Genomic DNA, 23,358 nt, shown 5'->3' on the forward strand with positions numbered 1-23,358 from the left:
GCGCGGCAACTCGAAAGAAAGTAGTCCCGACTTGCGCCGCAAATCACCTTTGCGCGTCAACTCGAAGGAAACAGTTTCGAGCTGCGCCGCAAATCACCTTTGCGCGGCAACTCCAAAGGAAACAGTTTCGAGCTGCGCCGCAAATCACGTTTGCGCGACAACTCCAAAGGAAAGCAGTCCCGAGCTGCGTCGCAAATCACCTTTGCGCGTCAACTCCAAAGGAAGCAGTCCCGAGCTGCGCCGCAAACAGCGTTTGTGCGGCAACTCCAAAGGAAAGCAGTCCCGAGCTGCGCCGCAAATCACGTTTGTGCGGCAACTCCGAAGGTAACAGTCCCGAGTTGTGCTGCAAAAAAGGTTTTCCCGGCAACGCCATAAGACCACACTCGTCTGAGACGAGTGTGTTCCTCAAAGCTCTTTCAGAAAGACCATCCTCGCACCAGGCGAGGATGACCATCATAAAAACCGTAGGGTGCTGATATATCAGAATAGGCAGCTACGGCAGCAGACGGCGAAGTGAGATTTACAGGTGCAGCGACAGAAGGAGACAGGTGCAAGAGAGCCTGTCTGGTCACTGCACCTTTTCGTCTGTCTTCATTAGCTAAACCGTTTGACTAGCCTCAGCTGGATTCTTACGAAAATGTAGCGAAAGAGTAGAGAATCTGGTAAGCTTGTCAAAGAATTAAGGAATGGGCTGATCAAAGAGATGATCAGCAGCGTTAGAGAAGGGAACGGCAGTATGAAATTGGATTTAATAGCAAAATACATACCCAAAAAAGACTGGGTCAAGGACTTTTCCGATCGGGTAAGAGACGGAGAAATTTGGCAGCATTCTGCCTTTGTGACGTACTACATTCTGCTGACCGCTTTTCCACTTATTGTAGGAATCATTAACTGGCTCCAGCAGTTGGAGCAGAATTTAAGCGGCATGATCTGGTTTTTCAACCGGGTCGCACCAGAGCCACTGGCTGAACAAATCATTAATGACATGGGAATCATTTATGAAAACTCCAATGTCGGCATCCTGCTGATTGCAACAGTATCCACAGTATGGACAGTAAGCTGGACCATGGCCAGTACACTCATGGGACTTAACCGGGCTTACGGTGTGAAAAACCGCAAGAATATCGTCGTTCTAAGGGTACTGGCTTTTCTGCTGACCTTTATCTTTGCCGTCTGGATCACTGGTATCGTCTTTTTTATTCAGACCTTCACCGCCACTACAGCAGGCAGATGGCTGACCTTTATCCCATTGGCCTTTTTAACCTTCTGCCTGCTTTACTATCTGGTGCCCAACGTCTTTCAGAAAATCCACAATGTCATTCCTGGAGCGCTCTTTTCAACAGGCGCGATGATCATTGGTATCATTGGCTACCGGCTGTATATTTACCAGATTCCGGATGAATCGACGTTCTTTACGTTAACCGGAAGCTTCATGGTCCTGCTGGCTCTGATTCAGAAAATGTCTCTGGCTATTTTGGCAGGGGGGTCAATCAACGCTACGGTCATGAAAATGACCGAAGGCGCCATAACAGCCAAGAATGAAAAAAGTAAATTTATACGCGCCCTGAGAAAAACCGGCCTGATCCGCTTGGTTGAAAGGCGCAAGTAATCTCACAGCAGCAGGCAGCGTTTGAGCTAATGGTCAGTCATACACCTTGGCCTGAACTAGGCACATGCCTACAGCTTAAAACGCGCCATACACCTTACACAAAAAGCTTTCGTTTTCCACTAAAAGACTCCCTTGTGTTCTGAATCGAAAGCCCAGATACTGTGCAGGCTTACATCATCAGGCAATAGCACTTGATCAGCTGTTAAGTGAAAGCGTGAGAACGAATGTCTACTATAGTATAAACCATTTTTTAAAGAGAGGACTGCCTTATGGAAAACCCATCAAACAATACAACGAATGTCTTTATGACAGCCCTGGAATGGATTATGACTTTGGCTTACTTGAACCTGCTTTGGGTTGGCTTCACCTTGCTCGGTCTGTTTTTTTTCGGGATCGGCCCTGCAACACTCAGTGTCTTTTCGCTGGTTAGAAAAAAACTGCGTCAGGGAGATTTGGTGCATATATTCAGTCAATTTAAAGCTGAGTATAAAAAGCACTTCAAAGCCGGCAACATCTACTTCTTTATCCTGCTTGCCGTAGCCGCTTTTTTGTATGTCGACATCCAAATTATTCAGGCCTTGCCACCGAGTGGGTTCATTCAGATGGTCGTCTTGCCGGCATTAATAGCCTTGAGTGCATTGGTCATCGTAACGGCCACTTTTTCAATCGGCTATTATCTGGAAAATAATGAGCCGATGCTGACTGCAATCAAGCAGGGATTCTGGGTAACACTGATTTCGCCAGTCTCCGCTCTGATCATCTTGCACACGTTTCTTATTCAGTTTCTGATATTCAGCTATATCCCTGCGATGGTGCTGTTTTTCTTGGTATCCTTATATGCTTTCGTTACCGAATGGATCATGAATAAAGCCTTTAATCGCATCAAAATCAGAAACAAATCCATTTAGCAAAAAACAGTTGACATTCTTATGTAACAAAGCTATATTTAATTATGTAAAGCGCTTTCGATAGGAGAAGACAGTATGGTGACAATATATGATATCGCAAAGCATTCGGGTTATTCTATCGCTACGGTTTCCAAGGCGTTGAACAACAAGCATGTAAGCGATAAGGCTAGAGTTAAAATTATGGATGCAGTGAACGAACTGCATTATACCCCTAATTCTTCTGCTAGAACACTGGCAACAAGCAAATCCTGGATTATTGGGATTGTGTTTGATGAAAATCTGGGCTTCGGCTTGGCTCATCCTTTTTTCAGTCAGGTCATTGAAGGGTTCAAAAAGCATGTTGAACTGTACAACTATGACTTGCTCTTTGTGTCCAGACATATGGGACTACAGGAAGAGACCTACAAGCACTTGCTTCACAGAGGAGTGGACGGGATTGCCGTTATTCAGTCTTTTGGAGAAGACGAGCTGCGGGACATCAACATGACCATACCGGCGGTATATATCGACCGGCCGACAAGCGAACCGGGATCTGTCTACAGCGACAACCGGTCGGGAAGCCGACTGGCAGTGAATCATCTGGCAGACTGCGGACATAAGAAGATCGCCCATATCATGGGAGATCAGACGACATACGCAGGAATCCAGCGGGCGGAAGGTTTCAAAGAAGCCATGGCAGCCAATGGATTAGAAGTTCGGCCGGAATATCTGGTCGACGGAGGCTATTACTCACAGGCGGGTGGAAGAGAAGCCATGATCCGACTGCTGTCACTGGAAGACAAGCCGACAGCTGTGTATGCGGCAGGAGATGAAATGGCTATTGCGGCCATCCGTGTGATCAAAGAATCGGGTCTGAAAGTTCCCGAGGACATTTCAGTTATCGGCTTTGATGACATTAAGCTCGCCCAGCATATCGATCCGCCTCTGACAACTATTCGTCAGGACAAGGAAATGATCGGGCGGCAAGCAGCAATCATGCTGCTGGATAAAATTAGCCATACAGAAGAGTCAGGTAAAGATATTAGAAAAATGGTGCCGGTTACACTGGTGAAACGACAGTCCGTTAAGCGCATAAATTGAGTAACGGCGCCCTTTCTGTAATATTTAAGCGCTTAATCGTGACAGGTGCGTCACAAAAATGACAAAAAGTAGGTGAAATTCTTTGAAAAGGGTATTGTAATCGGTAACAAGAACAGGTATATTATGGATAAGCAATAAATAAGCAATATTTTTTATTTAAGTAAAAGTTAAGCGGTTAAGGCGATAACCTCTTTTTATTTGACTACAACCTTAAGCGCTTAAGCCAAGTTAAAAAACATTTTCTGGGAGGAAAAAAATGAAGAATTCATGGAAACTAGCAAGCCTATTATGTGGAGCAGTACTACTGGCAGCATGTGGAAACGGCAACGGAGATACAGCTGGTGAAGGCGGAGGCGACAGCGGAAGCTCTAACGGCGGAAGCGGCGGAGTCGATTTGGTCATCAACTCGTTCACGGATGAACTTCAGTATCCAATCGAAGTCTTTGAAGAAAGACACGGCGTAAATATCGACCTTCAAATCATTCCGACTGAAAACTATGTAGACACGCTACGTCCGGCTCTTGAGTCAGGAAGCGGAGCGCCAGACATTTTCACAGCTGAAATTGTCTACCTGTTGGACTGGATTGAACAGGATTACTGGATGGACCTGGATGAATTTGGCGTTGAAGAATGGTCTGACGAGTATGTTGAGTATGTATGGGAACTGGGACGTGCACAGGACGGAAACATGAAGGCCCTGTCATGGCAGACGACACCGGGTGGAATCTTCTACCGCAGAAGCATTGCTGAAGAAGTCTTCGGTACTGACGATCCAGACGAAATGGGAGAACAGTTCTCGACAATGGAAGGTCTAATGGAAGCTGGACAAATGCTGTCTGACGCAGGCTACCGTCTGTTCCCGGATGAAGGATCTATCTCACCATTCACAATGGGTAACAACCCAGCTCCATGGGTAGACGAAGACGACAACCTGAACATGACTGAAGAACGTTTGTCTTACTTTGACTTTGCGCGTGAGCTGAGAGACAACCGCTTTACAGCACTGGCCCCAGCATGGTCACCTTCATGGTTCGCCTCATTCAATGAGCCAATCACTTACAACGCGGGCTGGGATGATCTGGACGACGCAGACGATTCAGACGGCACAACTGAAGTATTTGGTGTTTCTCTACCATCATGGGGACTGCCGCACGTGCTTAAAACAGACGCAACAGAAACAGCAGGCGACTGGGCTGTAACAAATGGTCCATCATCTTACTTCGGTGGCGGAACATGGATCGGTATTTACGAAGGGTCTGAAAATGCAGACCTGGCCTTCGAATTCATTCAAATGCTTGTTAACGACGAAGAATTCCTGACTGAATGGGTACAGGAAACAGGAGATGTACTGAGCCACACCGGCGTTATGGAAGAAGTATCTGAAGGATACGAAGATGAGTTCCTGGGTGGACAAAACCACTATGAATTCTTCCTGGCTGAAGCTGAAAACATCGACCCAAGTCACATCACACGTTACGACCAGCGTCTGGACCAGATGTTCGGATCAGCTGTCGGAGCATACGTTGAAGGGGACTTGACAGAGGAAGAAGCGCTTCAAGAATTCTACGCAGAAGTACAGAACGCCTTCCCACAAATTAACGTTCCTCAAGACTAATAAACACAGTTAGATGGGGTGTCGATTCTCTGGCACCCTTTTTATCTTTAAAGCATGGCTCATAGAAAGGGACCGATTGATTATGCAGAAAAATGATAATAGAGCATATCTCTTTATTGCTCCGTTCGTCATCGTCTTCTTGACGTTTAATATTTATCCTATACTACTTACATTTTACTACTCCGTTACCAACTATACAGGAATGGGCGGAATCGAGAATGCTGACTTTATCGGACTAGACAACTACCGACGTCTGATACAAGATGACTTTTTCTTTACAGCTTTCTTTAATACCATCAGAATTTGGGGAATGAACTTTGCCTTGCAGTTAGGCATAGCGATGCTTCTGGCGCTGCTCTTTACAGATATCCGTCTGAAACTAAAAGGCGTTAATACCTTCAGAGCCCTGTTCTTCCTACCGAATATCATTACGATTGCATCCGTCGCCCTGCTGTTCAGCATCCTGCTGGACTGGAACTTCGGATCATTGAACCAGATGCTTCTGAGTCTTGGAGTCATTTCCAGACCAATCAACTGGCTGAACAACCCAACCTATGCCCAGTCATGGGTCGCTCTGATCGGTGCTTGGATGTGGTTTGGGAATACCTTCATCATCCTGATGGCCGGTATCTCCGGTATTCCGACTGACTTCTATGAAGCCGCGTTTATTGACGGCGCTAACTGGTGGGACTCATTTACTAAGATTACGATCCCACAGCTGAAACCGATCCTGCTTTATGTTTTTATTACATCCATTATCGGTGGACTGCAGATCTTTGACTTGCCGATGCTCTTAACGGATGGTCGAGGAGCTCCTCGAGGGGCACTGAACACGATGGTGCTGTATCTGTATAACCAGGGCTTCAGCTTTGCCAACTTCGGCTATTCGGCAGCCATTGCCTACGGACTATTTTTGATCACGGTTGTCTTCTCAGCCATCACGTTCAAATCCATGTACCGTGGACAGGTGAAAGTGAAAAAAGGGGGAACTAAATAATGGATAAACTGAAAGCAGCACGAGGCATTATTTATTTCTTCCTGGGCCTGCTGGTTATCATCTGTTTTGTACCTTTTTACATGATGATCATTAATGCAACCCGTTCAAACTCAGAAATTTTGCGTGGCTTCTCTTTGATGCCAAGCACGAATCTTATCGACAACTACTTTGTTCTAGACAGCTACATCAATATCTGGATCGGGTTCAGAAACAGTCTGGTCATCGCAGTTGCGGTAACCGTTCTGAACTCATACTTCTCGGCCTTGACAGCTTTTGCCCTGGTGGTTTATCAGTTCAAAGGTAAAAACGCAATCTTTATCGTCTTCATTGTCATGATGATGGTGCCAGGCCAGCTGGGTCTGATTGGTCTGTATGACCTGTCAAGCACACTGGGCATGCTGGATACTTACTGGCCGCTGATTATTCCAGCGATTGCGGCGCCGTTCACCGTGTTCTTCTTCAGACAGTTCCTGGTGACCACGATGCCGATGTCCATTCTGGAATCCGGCCGCATTGACGGAGCCGGTGAGACCTACATGTTCCACCGTTTGGTCTTGCCAATCCTGATGCCTGCGATCGCAACGATGGGAATCTTCACCTTCATCGGATCTTGGAACAACTTCCTGTTCCCGCTGGTTATCATTCGTTCGCCCCGTCTGTATACACTACCGATCATGATCAGACAGCTTCAGGGATCACCTGTGGCGCAGAACCTGGGAGCCATCTATCTCGGCGTCGCCATTTCTGTTGTCCCAATTATGATAGCCTTCATATTCTTATCCAAATACATCATCTCAAGTATCACTGCAGGTGCGGTTAAAGGATAACAATCTGACGCAATAATCTGAGCACTATAATCTATGCACGTTATATAGAGGATAGTGCTCTTTTTATAAGGCGTCAAACACCCGTGAGCACGGTAGGTATACAGCTAAAAAAAGCAGGTATGCCCCTGTTTTTATTTTTCTGCATAATCGTCCAGTTTAAAAAGTTAAGCGGTTAACTTTTGCATTTATCAATAAATATCACTTAAAAAGCATACTGAAGGAAATGAGGATGAAAATTCACATGACAACGCACGTAACAGCCGTTCAGTCTACAAAGGCCGGCAAGCAGTTTCTGCAGGACGTGAACCTGACAGCAGCAGAAGGATCAGCACACATCACCGTCGACACAGAAAAGACCTACCAAACCTGGATGGGCTTCGGTGGAGCTTTGACGGAAGCAGCTACTTATACCATGGACAAGCTGCCCGAAGACAAGAAGGAAGAAATTCTGAAAGCCTACTTTGATCAGACAGACGGCCTTGGCTACACACTGGGACGTCTGCATATTGCCAGCTGTGACTTTTCTCTGGAAAACTATGACTATATAGAAGAAAACGACGAAAGTCTAAACAGCTTCACCCTGGAGCGCGAAGAGAAGTGGGTCCTGCCGACTCTCAGACGAGCACAGGAAATCGCCGGTCAGCCTCTGACCCTGGTGGCTTCCCCGTGGAGCCCGCCGCAGTGGATGAAAACCAACGGCGAACGCAATAACGGCGGTAAGCTAAAGAAAGAATACTACGGCCTGTACGCTGAATTTATTGCCCGGTACTTAAAGGAAATGAAAGCTAAAGGATTCGACATCGAAGCCATCACCGTTCAAAATGAACCGGCTGCCACACAGACCTGGGATTCATGCGAATTCACAGCGGAAGAAGAAAAGGACATGGTTCTTGCCCTGTCTGACGTCTTCAAAAAAGAAAATCTGAATATTAACATCATTATCTGGGACCACAACCGGGACATTCTCTTTGAACGGGCCGACACGGTCTTGAAAGACGAAGAGGCCAACCCGCTTGTCTGGGGAGTGGGAAACCACTGGTATATGTCTGAAGACTTCAGCCAGCTGTCCCAGGTTCACGACAAGTATCCAGACAAGCACCTGATCTTCACTGAAGGCTGCATCGAAGGCGGCGTACAGCTGGGGGCCTGGCATACCGGCGAGCGTTATGCCCGCAACATCATCGGCGACATGAACAACTGGCTGGAAGGCTTCCTGGACTGGAACATTGTCCTGGACGAGACCGGCGGACCCAACCATGTCGGCAACTTGTGTGACGCACCAATAATCGTGGATACACAGACCAAGGAGATTCACTACAACAGCTCCTTCTACTTCCTCGGCCACCTGAGCAAGTTTATCCGACCAGGTGCCAAGCGTGTGCATCTCGATAAGAAAGCAGACGATTTGTCTGCCGTAGCGTTCATCAATACAGACCAGTCCACAGCAGTTGTACTGCTTAACGAAACCGAAGAAGCAAAAGCACTGACTCTAAACATGGACGGGACGCAAGTTCAAGTAGACTTGCCGGCCCACAGCATCACCACTGTAAACAAATAAAATAGAACATAGGCATCACAAGTAGAAAGGTTGACAAGAGAGTGTATAAACTATTAGAAGACGGCAAGTTTCAAATCACTGATTTCCAGAATTCAAGCCCGTTCGCCAGTTTCCTTCCAGGAATTTCCGGTACAGACGGTATCCCGCTATGGGCTTTTTACGTAAACAGAGGCCAAGCGATGGCAAGTTTTGGAGTCGACAATAAAGACAACGCCATGCTGGAATTTCTTCCGGCTAACCGGGCCTACCAGCTGGTCCCGACTCAAGGATTTCGTACTTTCCTGAAAGGGAAGCGGGGCGAGTCGGTTTTTGCCTACGAGCCTTTTGCAGCTGAGGGGGACGACATTGAAGACAGCCTGCGTATCGACGACAATAGCCTGGAGCTGACACACAGCCACAAAGCTAACGGCCTGACCATGACCGTCACCTACTACACGCTGCCACACCAGGCTATTCCGGGGTTGGTCCGTGAAGTAACCTTCACCAACGATGGGAATGACAAACTGGAACTGAACGGCCTGGACGGTTTGGCCAGCATGTTCCCAGCGAATGTGGACGATGCGGGCTTCAAGTCCATTTCCAACACCTTCAAGAGCTGGTTTGACGCGCATCTGGTCGATGAGACCTTTGCTTACTACTTCCTGCGCGGAAGCACGGCTGATGATGCCAAAGTGGATCAGTCTGACCAAGGGAATTTCTATGTGACTCTGCTTCAGTCTGAAGCCGGTGCCTCCTTCGTCAAGCCAATCTTTGACCGCGATGTTGTGTTCGGCAATGACCTGACACTGGCGCAGCCGAAAAACTTCTTCGGCAAGGACCAGCTAGACGAGTCTGGACAGATTGGCACTAACAAAGTATCCTGTGCCTTCACACCTTTTGACGTGACTGTTGGACCCAAGGAAACCATCACCCTGACGTCCGTATTCGGTCAGGTCGACAAGCGTGAAGACGCCCAGGCCTTTATCGACAGCAAGCTGTCAGCTGAGAGCCTCCAGGCGTACAAGGCGTCTGCACTCACACTGGCCAAGGACATGACCAGCCGCATCGAAACCCAAACAGCCAACAAACTTTTTGATGGCTACATCAAGCAGAACTATCTGGATAACGGCATCCGCGGCGGCTTCCCAATCGTCTTCGAAAACGAAAACGCCAAGCAGGTATTTTACCTCTATTCCCGTAAACACGGCGATCTGGAAAGAGACTACAACTTCTTCTCCATCTCTCCGGAGTACTTCTCACAGGGAAATGGAAACTACCGTGACATGAACCAGAACAGACGACTGGATATCTTCTTTGAACCGCGTCTGGAAGACCGCACTATCCGCCAGTTCATGAGCCTAATCCAGCTGGACGGCTACAACCCGCTAGCAATCAAGACCGTAAAGTACACCTTGCAGGATTCGTCCATCGACCTGACAGCGTACGGTTTTTCAAAAGATCAGCAAGACACGTGGGTCAAGGGCGCTACAGAAGGCTTTACGCCTGGCAGTTTGAAGAAATTCGTCATGGAAGAAGACATTGACCTGTCCGTGTCCTTCGAGTCCTTCCTGACGGATGTACTGAGCTTAAGCAAGGAAGCCTTGGAGGCCGAGCACGGCGAAGGCTTCTGGAGCGATCACTGGACCTACAACCTGGATCTGATTGACAGCTACCTGGCTGTGTATCCGGACAAGGCCGATGACGCCTTCTTCAATGATTCCTACTGCTTCTTCAACAGTCCAGCCAGCGTCAACCCGCTGAAAGACAAGCTGACCCATGCCAAAGCCGGCATCCGCCAGTATGATGCGGTCGATGAAAATGAAGACAAACTGCACAGACAGAAGCAGGGCGAAGATTTGTGGATCACTGCCAAAGACGGGCAGATTATCGAAACGAACCTGTTCTCTAAACTGCTGCTGTTAGCAGCCAACAAGATTTCCACACTGGCACCTTACGGACTCGGTATCGAGATGGAAGGTGGCAAGCCAGGCTGGAACGATGCCATGAACGGCCTGCCGGGCATGTTCGGCTCCGGGACATCCGAGCTGTATGAAACCCGCCGCCTAGTTAATATCTTGAAAGCCGTTGAAGTCAAGGACAGTGTGACCCTTCCAGCTGAAGCCATTGCATTTGTCACGAATCTAAAAGAGACCCTGAATGGTATCGACGCGCTTGACTTAAACGCTTGGAAAGCCATCACCGAAACCCGTGAAGCTTACCGCCAGAAAATCAAAGGTGTGGAAGGCTTTGACCTACTCAAGTTGGACAAGGAAGCCGCAGCCCAAATCACGGCCGCTTTTGACGCTATCATGACCAAAGCCATCGCTTCCCTTGAGCAGGTGGAAACCGAGCTGGTTCCGACTTACTTCTACTTTGAAGTGGAACTAGACGGCGAAGAAATCACCGCGATGAAGCCTCATCCAGTCACGCCATTTTTAGAAGGCGTCGTCAAGAAGATGAAGCTGAGTGGAGACGTCACGGATGCCCGTAGACTGTACCAGCAAGTCAAGGCTTCTGACTTGTACGACCAGAAACTGGGCATGTACAAGACGTCAGCCAGCATCAAGGATGAGCCAATCGAACTCGGACGTGCGAAATTCTTTACGCCCGGCTGGCTGGAAAACGAATCCGTCTTCCTGCACATGGCCTACAAGTATCTGCTGGAACTGGTCAAAGTCGGCCTGTACGACGAATTCTTTGAAGAAATCAAGACCGGCCTGGTCGTCTTTACAGATCCGAAAGTTTATGGACGCAGCATCCTGGAAAACTCATCCTTTATCGCTAGCAGTGCGAACCCGGATGAAAGCCTCCACGGTAAAGGCTTCGTGGCCCGACTAAGCGGATCGACCGTTGAATTTTTGAACATGTGGGTTGAGCTCTTTATCGGTAAGACGCCATTCAAGCAGGAAAAGGAACTGACCTTCAGCTTGAACCCAGTCCTGCCGGCAGACTTCTTCGACAACAAAAAAGTCAGCTTCACCCTGTTCTCTGATATCAAAGTCACCTACACTAATGAGACGTCACGCGCCACCTTCGGCGAAAACAGCGTCTCACCTGTAGGCTACACCGTGACACTGAAATCCGGCGAGACAGAAAGCTTCGACGCAGCAGGCGTGACCGGCAAATGGGCAGAAGCTGTCCGCAGCAAGCAGGTCGCTTCGATTGATGTCGAACTGGGATAAAAAAGCAAGAACACGGAACCGTTTAGATTCTGCCTGAAAAAGAGCACGCGCTTTTTCAGGACAGTGCTGAAAGCCGCCTGCACCACTGAAGGTGCAGGCAGGGCTTTTCGGCTGATTGACATGGAGAAAGCAAAAAAGCCTGAACCCAAACACTTAAGCAGTCCCGCGCTATTATTTATACATCCTTCAGGCCGCGCTTTTATGCAAACGCTTAAATGAAGGCGCCTTCTTGATGGCCAGTAAATAAAGAACAGGCCTGCGTCTGATGGGGCAGTGTCATACAAGCAGACGGGCATTTAACCGCTTCGCCATGCCTCACCTATGTTGTTAGTAAAAAATTAAAAATGAAAAGATGGAGGAAATAGATGAAAAACAAGAAAAGAGTCGCCGTCCTATGTAGTGTATTGCTGATGGGTCCAGCCGTTTTGAATGAGATTCAAAACACTGAACCAGTCCAGGCCGTCGAGGGAGAAGAGCAGACTCAGCTAAATCTGGTCCAAAACGGAGATTTCAGTTCTGGAACTGACCACTGGGAGACGTGGAACGGGGAAGGGGGAGACTCTACTTTTTCTGTTGAAAATAACCAGGGCATCATGACTATTCATTCGATTGCGGGGATCCACCCTGAATGGAATATCCCCATCAGCTGGTCCACCCAGCTCCAACAAGACGGCGTTGAACTCGAAGCGAACCAGCGCTATGTCATCTCGTTTGATGCCAAGTCGTCCATCGAGCGTCCGGTCACTCTGGAGCGGACAAACCTTTCAGGTAATCCGCAGTCTAACCACATCCTTACTGAAGAAATGCAGACCTTTGAAGTTGAATTCAGCACCCTACAGGCCGGTACGATGAAGCTGAACTTCCTTTTGGGAAATGTCCAGCATGACGGTGTCGAAACACCGGATGCAGAGCACACGGTCACTTTCGACAATATTGCTGTCCGTTCTCTGGGGGGTGTAGAGGAAGACGCTGCAGAAAGAGAGTGGGAACTGACCTGGTATGACGAGTTTGAAGGAGATGCGCTTGATTTAACCAAATGGAATATTGATATCGGCAACGGCTTCTTCAATGATGGAGAATGGATTTCCGGATGGGGAAATAATGAGCTGCAGTACTATGACGAAGACAATGTCAGAGTGGAAGACGGCCGTTTGATCCTACAAGCCCGTGAAGAAGAACGCTCAGATGAACACGGAGATTATGACTTTACGTCCGGCAAGATCACTTCTGATGGCTTGTTCAGCCAGGCATACGGCCGCTTTGAAGCGCGCATGAAACTGCCTGAAGGGCAAGGATTCTGGCCGGCCTTTTGGATGATGCCTCAAGACGATGTATACGGCGGCTGGGCAGCTTCCGGTGAGATCGATATCATGGAAAACCGTGGATCTGAAACAGACAAGGTCAGCGGGGCCATCCACTACGGTGGAATCTGGCCAAACAATACCTTTAGTGAAGGATCTTACCGTTTCCAGGACGGCCGGACAACAGAGTTCAACAACTACGCGGTCGAATGGGAGCCGGAAGAAATCAGATGGTATGTCAATGACGAGCTCTTTTATAGAACAAGCGACTGGTTCAGTGAAAATGGTCATTATCCAGCCCCGTTCAACCAGGACTTCTTCCTGATTTTGAACCTAGCTGTGGGCGGCTGGTTCGGTGGTGATCCAGACGAGACGACAGAATTTCCGGCTCAGGTCGAGGTGGAATATGTCCGTGTCTATGAAGATGTTAATGCCAATCACGAAGCCATTGCTACCCCTATCGATCCAGATGCAGAACCCGAGCCAGATGAGGATGATGGACTGGATCGTAACCCGGCCAACTGGCAAGCGGTCGGAGACAACCTAGTAGAGGACGGCTCATTTGAGTCGACCACTGAATTTGGAAATCCAGATGACTTGTCTACATGGAATATCTTTAATCTGGCTGATTTTGATCCCAATGCCGGCCGGGGAGTCTTTTCAGTAGAGGACGAAACATTGAATGTAGAAGTCACTCAAGTGGGCTGGAACTGGTGGCAGATTCAGTTCTTCCAGGATCTGACACTTGAAGAAGGGACCTACAAGCTGGCCTTTGATATGTCGTCAGAAGAAGCCAGAGATATGCGTGTCGAACTGGTCGGTTCCGGCGAAGACATTAAAGTTTTTCCGGTTGATGGAGAAGAAGAGCGTTACGAGTTCATCTTCCATGCCAGCGGTGCGGAGAGACTGCTCTTCGGTTTTGGCCGTGAAAACAATGAGCCAACACCGGATGTCCCTTATTTGATGACGCTGGACAACATTGAACTGAATGCAGCAGAAGCAATCGAAGAAGACCCAGCTGACGAAGAAAGCCCAGCAGACGGAGCCCCTGGTCAAGATGGAGCGCCTGGTCAAGATGGAGCGCCTGGTCAAGATGGAGCGCCCGGTCAAGACGGAGCCCCTGGTCAAGACGGAGCGCCTGGTCAAGATGGAGCACCCGGTCAAGACGGAGCGCCTGGACAAGACGGAGCACCCGGTCAAGACGGAGCGCCTGGACAAGACGGAGCACCCGGTCAAGATGGAGTCCCAGGTCAGGACGGAGCCCCAGGTCAAGATAGAACCCCGGGCCAGAGCGGCTCAGACCAAAGTGACAGCTCAAGTGATTCGGCAGGTGACCAGACTGCAAGCACACCGGCAAGATCAGAATCCACTGCAGGGCAAAGACTGCCTGAAACAGCGACAGCCATCTGGACTGTCGGCGCACTGGGTCTGACAGGTGTCATCTCAGGACTGGGAGTTAAGTTCTTTAAACGCAAGAAATAATCATCAGCGTCTTCTTAGACTCTGTGAATAATTAAATAAAAGGCCCGACCGGTTAACTCCTCGCTTATCTTCGGATAAAGCGCAGCCGGTCGGGTTTTTGTGTGCACAAGAAGCATTAGTCTTGAGCGGATACAGTCTGTCGGAAGGGGGGGCGAACAGTCAAGTTCAGCTTATTAGTTGATGGACAAGTGTCGGAATTTGCAGAAAGTGTCGAGTTCAGCTCTGCACATAGTGTCCAAACTCCACAAGTCTAAGAACCCGTGTAGTTCAGCAACTTGCATGCACAGCGAACTTTACTGAACAGGTGACCTGTCGAGTTTAGTGCAAGGATGAGGCAGTGAACGGCACGGGTAAACGCAAACGACCGCGCTTCTCAAGAAGAAATGGTCTGACCGGGCCAGACCGCACCCCTTCCAAACCCAAAAAGGCCATCCGCTAAACACAGCGGATGGCCTTTTCTATTATGAGGCTGATTGGTTTACTTCTTTTTAGGCATAGCCGTTTGGATTGGATTTCTGCCAATTCCACGAGTCGCGGCACATGTCTTCCAGGCTGAACTCGGTTTCCCAGCCGAGCTCAGCCTTGGCTTTAGTGGCATCCGCATAGCTGGTCCCGATATCACCTGGACGACGCTCGACCAGCTGGTAGGGGATGGCCACATCATTTGCTTTTTCAAAAGCCTTAACCACATCCAACACCGAGTAGCCGACACCAGTGCCTAAATTGTAGGGCTCGACACCGGTCGTCTTCAGGACGTTTTCAAGTGCCAACAGGTGCCCCTTGGCCAGGTCCACGACGTGGATATAGTCACGGACACCTGTTCCGTCCGGCGTATCATAGTCTGAACCAAAGACGGACAGCTGTTCACGCTTGCCGACAGCAACTTGGGTGATATAAGGCATCAGATTGTTTGGAATGTCATTCGGGTCTTCACCGATGCGGCCGGATTGGTGCGCTCCGATTGGATTAAAGTAGCGCAGCAAAGCAGCGCTCCAGTCCTTGTCCGCCGCCGCCTGGTCCTTGATAAACTGCTCGATAAAGAGCTTGGTCGTGCCGTAGGGATTGGTTGTCGACAAAGGCATATCTTCCGTGAACGGTGCTGTATTATTCATCCCATAAACTGTCGCGCTTGAACTGAAGACGATGTTCTTGACGTCAAAGGCATTCATCAGTTCCATCAAAACAATCGTGCCGTTCAGGTTGTTGTTATAGTACTTCAAAGGCTCTAACACCGATTCCCCGACCGCTTTGAAGCCGGCAAAGTGGATCACGGCTTCCAGCTCATGAGCCTCAAACACCTCGCGCAGTTTGTCTTTGTCGCAAATATTTACTTCATGAAAAGCCGGACGCTTGCCGGACAGTTCCTCGATTCGGTCAATCACCGCCGGTTTGGAATTGGAATAATCATCCACAATCACAACCTCATAACCTGCCTGAATCAATTCGATTGCAGTGTGACTGCCGATATAGCCGGCACCGCCTGTTACTAAAATAGCCATTTGTCTCGCTCCTTTAAGATGTATGTATAAATGCATGGACCTCTTAAACTGAGCCTATTGTATCACAAAACTGCAGCGGCTGGCACTAGATATTCCCAGAGCCAAAGCTGTTTAGGATGTGAGCGCTGACCCCCTAGTTGCTGTTTTGAAGTACACAGAAAACGGACAAGGTGTTACAGTCCCTTGACAGATCAGTGTAAACCTGAGGTCTTCTTTATTAATAAATGATGAAACCAGTGTGAAAGCTTATCCTCTGTGTTATAATATTGCAAGATTCTACCGTGATAAAATTATCTGTTATTCAAAAAACGTAAAGTCGAAAGGGCGCTTAGTATGTTTGATGTTTCCATTATCATGCCGGTCTATAATGTAGCAGACCACCTGGCTAGAGCTGTCGAGTCTGCACTGGCTCAAAAACACGTTTTGTGTGAAATCATTCTGGTCAATGACGGCTCAACCGACGGCTCAAAAGAGATATGTGACGCTTACGCCCAGCAAGAACCCCTTTTAGTCCGTGTGATTCATCAGGACAACAAAGGCTCAGGGCCGGCCCGCAACCGCGGCCTGAAAGAAGCCAAGGGAGATTACATTTACTTTGCTGATCCCGATGACTACTTTGACGACCAGCTGCTGGCAGACAACCTGGCTATAGCGAAACAGCGCCAGGCAGAAGTGATGGTCTTCGGCTATACGCAGGAAAAAGCCGGCAAGCCTGAAACCCGAGAAGATAAGCTACCCAATCTGCCACAGCTAGACAGTCAGGAAAGCTTCAGGGATCACTTCAGAAATGTCTACTACTTTTCGCCTTACGCCCTGTGGAACAAGCTATACCTTAAAGACTTTTTAGACCGGCATCAGATCCGTTTTGGCCGGCAGAAGCAGGGGCAGGATGCGCTTTTTAATATCGAGGTCTACAAAAACCTGTCCACACTGGGGGTCAACCGCAAAGCCTACTACCACTACGTGACCCATGCAGGCTCTGCCGTCAACCGCTACCGGGAAGAACGCTTCCGGCTGGAGCTGAATATTGCGCAGGCCTTTGAGAAACTGCTTATTGGCTGGGGAAGGGCAGAGGCCTTTTCTGACTTGATTGCAGAAGAGTACTTTAATGTCATCTACCTGGAGATGGCCAATCTCGTGCACCCTGACTGTCCACATAAGACTGCGCATAAAGTCAAATGGACCGGTGAAGTCTGGCAAGCAATCGGTGAGAATAAAATCAGACCGTATAAAAAAGAAGAAAAGAATCCTTTCCGCTACGCACTCTTGTACGAATTGAAAAATCACCACCCTAAAAATGCCCTGTTTCTGATGAAAACAAGAAACCAGGCAGCCAGGCACTATACCAGACCTTTTCAGGCGGTCAAGACATTTTTTAAAAACTAGCAAGCAAGACAGGAGTTCTACCTATTATGTTCGATCAATTTAAAAGAGGCATCCTTTATACAGCTATGGGCAAGTATTCGGTCATGATTGTGCAGCTGCTTGTCCAGGCGGCCCTGTCCAGGATATTGACCCCAGCCGAGTTCGGCATTGTATCAGCGGTCAATATCTTTTTAGTGTTCTTTCAGCTGCTGGCAGACTTTGGACTGGGCCCGGCCATTATCCAAAACAAAGACCTGAACCCAAAAGAAGTGGATGCGATCTTCAACTTTAGCATTTACATAGCGATTGCCCTGGGCATTCTATTCGTTTTCTTGGGCTATCCGATGAGTGTGTTTTACGGCAATGAGGTCTTTATTCAGATCAGCCGGATCCTGGCTGTTGCCGTGTTCTTTTACGGTATCCTCGTGGTCCCACAGTCGCTGCTTTTAAAAGAGCAGAACTTTAAGCTGGTGAATGTGGCAACCGTCAGCGGGGCGTTAGTGTCCGGTGTGGTTTCGATCACGCTGGCTTTTCTTGGTTTCAGCTACTACTCGATGATTATCGGGAACACAACCAAGGCGATGACCCTGTTTCTAGTCTTTTACTTGAAAACCGACACGAAAATCAGCATGCGCTTCAAATGGGCGCCGCTCAAGAAGATCTACCTTTTTTCCAGAAACCAGTTTCTCTTTAACTTTATCAACTACTTTTCTAGAAATTTGGACAACTTGCTGATTGGCCGGTATTTCTCGTCCACCGCTTTGGCCTATTATGATCGGGCCTATACCGTTTCCTTGTATCCGAACCAGATTCTGACCAGTGTAGTCACCTCTGTGATTCATCCGATTTTGTCTGACTATGCGGATGAAAAAGAGCGGATCAAGCAAGTCTACCTGCGGATCTCAAACCTCCTGGCCACGCTGGGTCTGCCGCTGTCGGTCTTTCTGTATTTTTCGGCCGAAGAAATTATTTTAAATCTATGGGGCCTCCAGTGGGACGGCAGTATCCGGGCCTTTCAGCTACTGGCATTGTCCATCTGGGTCCAGATGATTTTGTCCAGTACCGGCGGGATCTTCCAGTCGGGCAACCGCACGGACTTGCTGCTTTTGTCCGGTGTGTTGTCCACAGTTTTCAATGTCACCGGGATCATTATCGGTGTTTTGCTTGGTGAAATCGAATATGTGGCCCTGTTTTTAGTGATCAGCTTCACGCTGAACCTGGTTCAGGCCAACTATCTCTTGATGCACCGCATGTTTAACGACAACATCATTACCTTCTTCAAAGTCCTGGTCAAGCCATTGATTATGGCCGGGATGCAGCTGGTGGTTTTCCTGCTTCTGCCGGACCTGCCACTAAATCTGTTTGCCCGCCTAGTCGCAAATAGTGCCCTGTTTGCGGTGACTTGGCTTGCCGGCTTATTCTTGACTGGGGAATTCAAGCGTCTGCTGAGAGAAGTCAGCCGTTCACGCAGCTGACATAAACGCACGGACTCAACCAACCAGCATCCAGGGAGCACCTCAAGGCCTAAATGCAACCTACTGAACATACACTAACAGATGATTCATGAAAGGAGTTTGTCTTATGTCCAAACCGCTTGTTTCCATTATTGTCCCGACTTATAACGTTGAACGCTACATTGAAGAATGCATCGATTCGCTTTTGAATCAGACCTATCAGCCGATTGAGATTATTGTGATTGATGACGGGTCAAAAGATGCGACGCTTTATTTGCTTAAGCAGTATCAGGACCAGATCCAGCTGATCAGCCATACGGTTAATAAAGGCCAAGGGGCCCGCCGCAATGAAGGCCTTAAAAAGGCTTCAGGCAAGTACGTCTACTTTGTGGACTCCGACGACTGGATCGAGAAACAAACAGTTGAAGCAGCCGTCAGCCAGCTGGAAAAAACAGGAGCGGACCTGGTCCGCTTCAATGCCAGAGCTTTCCATGACGGCCATGAAGCAAGCCAGCAGGAACAGAACCCCTATGACTTTTCAGCTGTCCTAAAAGACAAAGCGGTCTATGAAGGGCCTGAAGCCCTGGACAAAAACAGAAAAAGTTACAGTGCGTCACCCTGCTTGTATATAGCAACGAAGGAATGTATCGATAAATTAGAGCTAAAGTTCATTGAAGGGGTGCTCCACGAAGACGAGTACTACACCACCCGACTCTTTGCCTCAGTCAGCCGTTTCACTTATTTAAACGAACACTTTTACCACAGACGTTACCGGCTGGCTTCGACGATGACCGAACAGTCCAAGATGCACAAGCTGCGCTCTTTTGAATCCTACATCAAAGTATTTCAAGCTCTGGAAGACCAATACGAGAAAGAGACCTATACAGCAGAGCAGAAGGCCTTTATCAAACGGCAGCTGCTGTCCATTTATAACGGCCTGCAGACCAGCCCGGTTGAGCCGATTTTAAAAAAGCAGTTGAGGGATTTGAAAAGTGTCAGCTCAAAAGACAAGCTGTATCTGACTCTTGCCCGACTGAAGCAGAAGCTCAACAAAGGACAGATGAACTAATAAATAAATCAGACACTTTTACCAGTTTGTGACAAATGGAATTTCGGCATATTGTAGACTAAGGTTTTATGGTAAAATGATGCCTGATTGTCTGAAAAATACTGGTCAGGATGGAGTCGACATAGTAATGGAAAAGAAAAAAATAGCTGTTGTCTTCGGTACGCGACCGGAAGCAATTAAAATGGCCCCTGTTATTCATGAACTAAAAAAACACAGCCACTTTTTCGAGCCGCTCGTTGTAGTGACTGCCCAGCATAGAGAAATGCTTGATCAAGTACTTGATGTATTCGATCTTGTACCAGATTATGATATGAATATAATGAAAAGAAATCAGTCCTTATCTGACGTTACTGCTGAGGTACTAAAGGGCATTGAAGCAATATTTGAAAGGGAAAAACCGAATATGGTTCTCGTTCATGGAGATACCACGACCAGTTTTGCGGCTGCTTTAGCCGCTTTTTATCAGCAGATACCGATTGGACATGTGGAAGCGGGACTGAGAACGTATGATAAGTATTCTCCCTTTCCTGAAGAAGTTAACCGTCAGCTCATTGATAATGTAACTGATTTATTTTTTGTGCCAACTGACGAAACAAAACAGAATCTATTGTCCGAGCATAAAACAGAAGCACATATCAGTGTGACGGGGAACACCGTGATTGATGCTGTTCACTATACGAAGAACACGCAGCGTAGACATGAAGTGCTAAGTTTGATGGAGTCAGGCCCGGATCAGAGATGGCTGTTGCTTACTATGCATCGAAGGGAAAGCTACGGTCTTCCAATGAAAAATGTTTTCGAGGCCGTTATTGAACTGATGGATGGGTACAGTGATGTTGAGGTGATTATGCCTGTACATTTGAGTCCGACTGTGCAGTCACTGGCCAATGATATTTTAGGTCATCATGAACGAGTGCACTTGGTTGAACCGCTAGAAGTCGATATTTTCCACAGAGTCATGGCACAGTCCTTCATAGTATTAACCGATTCAGGTGGGTTACAGGAAGAAGCGCCGGCACTTGACGTACCCGTACTAGTTTTGAGAGAAAAAACGGAGCGTCCTGAAGGAGTAAAAGCCGGGACCTTAAAAGTCGTAGGAACAGATAAACATGATGTAGTAACTAGTTTAAAAGAATTACTGGAAAACGAAGAAGCATACTTTAATATGGCCACAGCCATTAATCCATATGGTGATGGGCAAGCAAGTAAAAGGATAATCAACCAAATCAAGCAATACTTTAATTAATAGCGGAGGAAATAAATAATGTCGCAGACAAAAAAATTAACGATAGGACTTATTGATGTCCTGCTGTATCACTTCTCCATTGTCTTATCATTTATGATACGGTATAACATGGACATACCGAGAAGAAATTTCTTGGCCTATGAAAGAGCAAGAATATATATATTAATAGGATTTATTATCTTAAATATACTTTTCGGGATATATATACTCTATAACAAGAGAATAATGGATTTTATCTTTTTAACAATAATAACCCAGCTTTCAATGGGACTAGTCATTATGGTTATGACTTTTTACGGACGATGGTTTGCCTTTCCGCGTTCGGTCATATTCATAAGCTTTTTCGTAAGTAGCTTTATTCTTATCATATGGCGATCAATTGTGTTTAAACTTTATGTCAAAATAGACGGCACTAAAAAGGTCATGGTTGTTGGATCTGAAGAAGCATGCATGGCTGCGGTCAGAAACTTTGACAGCTCAAAAAACAACCGGCATGCGGTCAAAGCCATTGTCATTGATAATTTTTATGAGAATATCAAGAAGCATATGAACTCTGTGGATATCGTATACTTGGCAGACAAGCTGGTTGAGTCTGAAAAAATTGCCATTTATGATTTGCTTATCGGACAGAATAAAAAATTGTTCTTAAATACGAGTTTTGAAAACTTAGTCCTCGTAAACCCAAATATTATGAGTATTGAAGATGAAAGTATCATTGAAGCGTCAAGTTTCAGTATTTCTCCTGAAGACGACATGATTAAACGTCTAGTGGATATCGCAGCTTCTTTGGCCATGCTAATCGTCACATCACCCATAATAGTTATTACGGCAGTGTTGGTCAAAGCGACGTCCAAAGGGCCTGTTTTTTACAAGCAAATCCGCATCACAAAAGACCAAAAAGAGTTTGGTATTTTGAAATTTCGTACAATGAGTGCAACAGCAGAAGCACGTTCAGGACCTGTTTTAGCTTCCGCCAATGATTCGCGAGTCACTAAAGTAGGGAAGTACCTTCGCTCACTTCGGATCGATGAATTACCTCAGCTGTTCAATGTGCTTAAAGGAGAGATGTCCTTAGTCGGTCCTAGACCGGAACGTCCTTTCTTTGTAGAACAATTTAAAGAGCAGAATAATTACTATTATTTGAGGCACAATGTACGAGCAGGGATTACCGGCTATGCTCAGGTGTATGGAAAGTATGCCACAGACTTTAACAGTAAACTGAACTTTGATCTGGTTTACATCAAAAAGTATTCGTTTGTACTTGATGTCAAAATCATGCTTCAAACCATCAAAATACTGTTTGACAAAGTGTCATCAGAGGGCTTGACAGACGAAGAAAATGTGACAGAAATGAAATTGCCAGAAGAAATAGTGGTGTTGAAGTAGCCCGCTAACCCAAATCAGATGATGTGTGCTAGGAGAAAACAATGGAAAAAAATGTAGTATCAATCATTACCCCCGTCTATAATGCAGAACGCTTTTTAAAAGAAACCATCGATTCAGTTTTAGGACAAAAGTACACTTTATTCGAGTTGCTGCTGGTTGATGACCATTCAACGGACAATAGTCTGACTATGATCAGTGAATACGCGAAGAGAGACGAACGCATAAAAGTTCTCCAGACTCCCAAAAATAGTGGTGCAGCTGTCGCCAGAAACATGGGTCTTGAACATGCAAAAGGGCAGTATGTCGCCTTTCTTGACAGTGATGATAAATGGAAAGACATTAAACTGGAAAAACAGATTACCAGTATGAAAAACAATCGCTACAGTTTCACGTATACAAACTTTGAAATGATATCAGAAGCGAATGAAGTAATGAAAGATAGCGTGCCCTTACCTCAGAAATTAAGCTATCATGCTTTGCTTAAGAACACAGCCATTGCTTGTTCAACAGTCGTAATTGACCGGTTTGTACACGGGGACTTCAGGATGCCTGAAGTGAGAAAAGGACAGGATACGGCTACTTGGCTTATGCTGTTAAGAGAAGGGGCAACCGCTCACTTAGTGGATGACGTGCTCGGATCTTACAGAATTGTCAAAGGGTCCATATCGAGCAATAAAGTGGAAGCTCTAAAAAGAACCTGGAACACGTATCGTCATTTAGAAAAGCTTCCACTGCACAAAGCACTGTACTATTTTACGAGCTATACTTTGAATGCACTGAAAAGAAGACTGTAGTCTTTGC

17 protein-coding genes are annotated in these 23,358 nt (G+C 47.2%); 16 read left to right on the top strand and 1 reads right to left on the bottom strand.

The genetic code is table 11. From position 1 onward, the window contains the following. The 10 genes from ADIAL_RS11540 to ADIAL_RS11045 all read left to right on the top strand — a co-directional run. On the top strand, positions 1-328 hold a 328-nt coding region (locus ADIAL_RS11540; RefSeq protein ID WP_231492100.1), incomplete at its 5' end, for a hypothetical protein. A gap of 408 nt (positions 329-736) precedes the next feature. Next, the gene (locus ADIAL_RS05805) at positions 737-1,609 is read left to right on the top strand and encodes a YihY/virulence factor BrkB family protein (protein WP_034301195.1); all 873 of its coding nucleotides are present in this window, start codon (positions 737-739) and stop codon (positions 1,607-1,609) included. A 269-nt stretch (positions 1,610-1,878) separates the two neighbouring features. Further along, on the top strand, positions 1,879-2,517 hold the full coding sequence (locus tag ADIAL_RS11040) for a YesL family protein (protein WP_051503750.1): 639 nt from the start codon (positions 1,879-1,881) through the stop codon (positions 2,515-2,517). A 75-nt stretch (positions 2,518-2,592) separates the two neighbouring features. Next, the gene (locus ADIAL_RS05815; RefSeq protein ID WP_034301198.1) at positions 2,593-3,597 is read left to right on the top strand and encodes a LacI family DNA-binding transcriptional regulator; all 1,005 of its coding nucleotides are present in this window, start codon (positions 2,593-2,595) and stop codon (positions 3,595-3,597) included. A 256-nt stretch (positions 3,598-3,853) separates the two neighbouring features. Beyond that, positions 3,854-5,212, top strand: coding sequence for an ABC transporter substrate-binding protein (locus ADIAL_RS05820; RefSeq protein WP_034301201.1), 1,359 nt, complete (start codon positions 3,854-3,856; stop codon positions 5,210-5,212). An 82-nt stretch (positions 5,213-5,294) separates the two neighbouring features. Next, positions 5,295-6,209 (top strand): carbohydrate ABC transporter permease, encoded by a 915-nt coding sequence (locus ADIAL_RS05825; protein WP_034301203.1) that lies wholly within the window; start codon positions 5,295-5,297, stop codon positions 6,207-6,209. Then, on the top strand, positions 6,209-7,036 hold the full coding sequence (locus ADIAL_RS05830) for a carbohydrate ABC transporter permease (protein WP_034301204.1): 828 nt from the start codon (positions 6,209-6,211) through the stop codon (positions 7,034-7,036). The genes ADIAL_RS05825 and ADIAL_RS05830 overlap by 1 nt, the downstream gene beginning before the upstream one ends. A 241-nt stretch (positions 7,037-7,277) precedes the next feature. Beyond that, positions 7,278-8,594: a glycoside hydrolase family 30 protein gene (locus ADIAL_RS05835; protein ID WP_034301353.1), complete on the top strand. Its 1,317-nt coding sequence runs from the start codon at positions 7,278-7,280 to the stop codon at positions 8,592-8,594. Between the two features lie 41 nt (positions 8,595-8,635). Then, on the top strand, positions 8,636-11,755 hold the full coding sequence (locus ADIAL_RS05840; RefSeq protein WP_034301206.1) for a hypothetical protein: 3,120 nt from the start codon (positions 8,636-8,638) through the stop codon (positions 11,753-11,755). 365 nt (positions 11,756-12,120) lie between these two features. Continuing rightward, on the top strand, positions 12,121-14,538 hold the full coding sequence (locus ADIAL_RS11045; protein WP_051503751.1) for a family 16 glycosylhydrolase: 2,418 nt from the start codon (positions 12,121-12,123) through the stop codon (positions 14,536-14,538). Positions 14,539-15,026: 488 nt separating this feature from the next. Here the strand turns inward: ADIAL_RS11045 and galE are convergent, their stop codons facing one another. Beyond that, the gene (gene galE, locus ADIAL_RS05850; RefSeq protein WP_034301207.1) at positions 15,027-16,037 is read right to left on the bottom strand and encodes a UDP-glucose 4-epimerase GalE; all 1,011 of its coding nucleotides are present in this window, start codon (positions 16,035-16,037) and stop codon (positions 15,027-15,029) included. Positions 16,038-16,370: 333 nt separating this feature from the next. Between galE and ADIAL_RS05855 the strand changes: the two genes are divergently transcribed. The 6 genes from ADIAL_RS05855 to ADIAL_RS05880 all read left to right on the top strand — a co-directional run bounded on the left by ADIAL_RS05855 (position 16,371) and on the right by ADIAL_RS05880 (position 23,351). Beyond that, complete coding sequence (locus ADIAL_RS05855; RefSeq protein WP_034301209.1) at positions 16,371-17,423, top strand: glycosyltransferase family 2 protein; 1,053 nt, start codon at positions 16,371-16,373, stop codon at positions 17,421-17,423. Between the two features lie 26 nt (positions 17,424-17,449). Then, positions 17,450-18,877: a lipopolysaccharide biosynthesis protein gene (locus ADIAL_RS05860; RefSeq protein ID WP_034301210.1), complete on the top strand. Its 1,428-nt coding sequence runs from the start codon at positions 17,450-17,452 to the stop codon at positions 18,875-18,877. Between the two features lie 106 nt (positions 18,878-18,983). After that, positions 18,984-19,925: a glycosyltransferase family 2 protein gene (locus tag ADIAL_RS05865; RefSeq protein ID WP_051503752.1), complete on the top strand. Its 942-nt coding sequence runs from the start codon at positions 18,984-18,986 to the stop codon at positions 19,923-19,925. Positions 19,926-20,052: 127 nt separating this feature from the next. Next, positions 20,053-21,171 carry a non-hydrolyzing UDP-N-acetylglucosamine 2-epimerase gene (gene wecB / locus ADIAL_RS05870; RefSeq protein WP_034301215.1) on the top strand — a complete coding sequence of 373 codons (1,119 nt, stop codon included), beginning with the start codon at positions 20,053-20,055 and terminating at the stop codon, positions 21,169-21,171. Between the two features lie 18 nt (positions 21,172-21,189). After that, positions 21,190-22,557 carry a sugar transferase gene (locus tag ADIAL_RS05875; RefSeq protein ID WP_034301217.1) on the top strand — a complete coding sequence of 456 codons (1,368 nt, stop codon included), beginning with the start codon at positions 21,190-21,192 and terminating at the stop codon, positions 22,555-22,557. 41 nt (positions 22,558-22,598) lie between these two features. Further along, on the top strand, positions 22,599-23,351 hold the full coding sequence (locus ADIAL_RS05880; protein WP_034301220.1) for a glycosyltransferase family 2 protein: 753 nt from the start codon (positions 22,599-22,601) through the stop codon (positions 23,349-23,351). The last annotated feature ends 7 nt before the right edge of the window (positions 23,352-23,358 follow it).

The sequence above is a fragment of the Alkalibacterium sp. AK22 genome (assembly GCF_000585255.1).
GTDB lineage: Bacteria > Bacillota > Bacilli > Lactobacillales > Carnobacteriaceae_A > Alkalibacterium.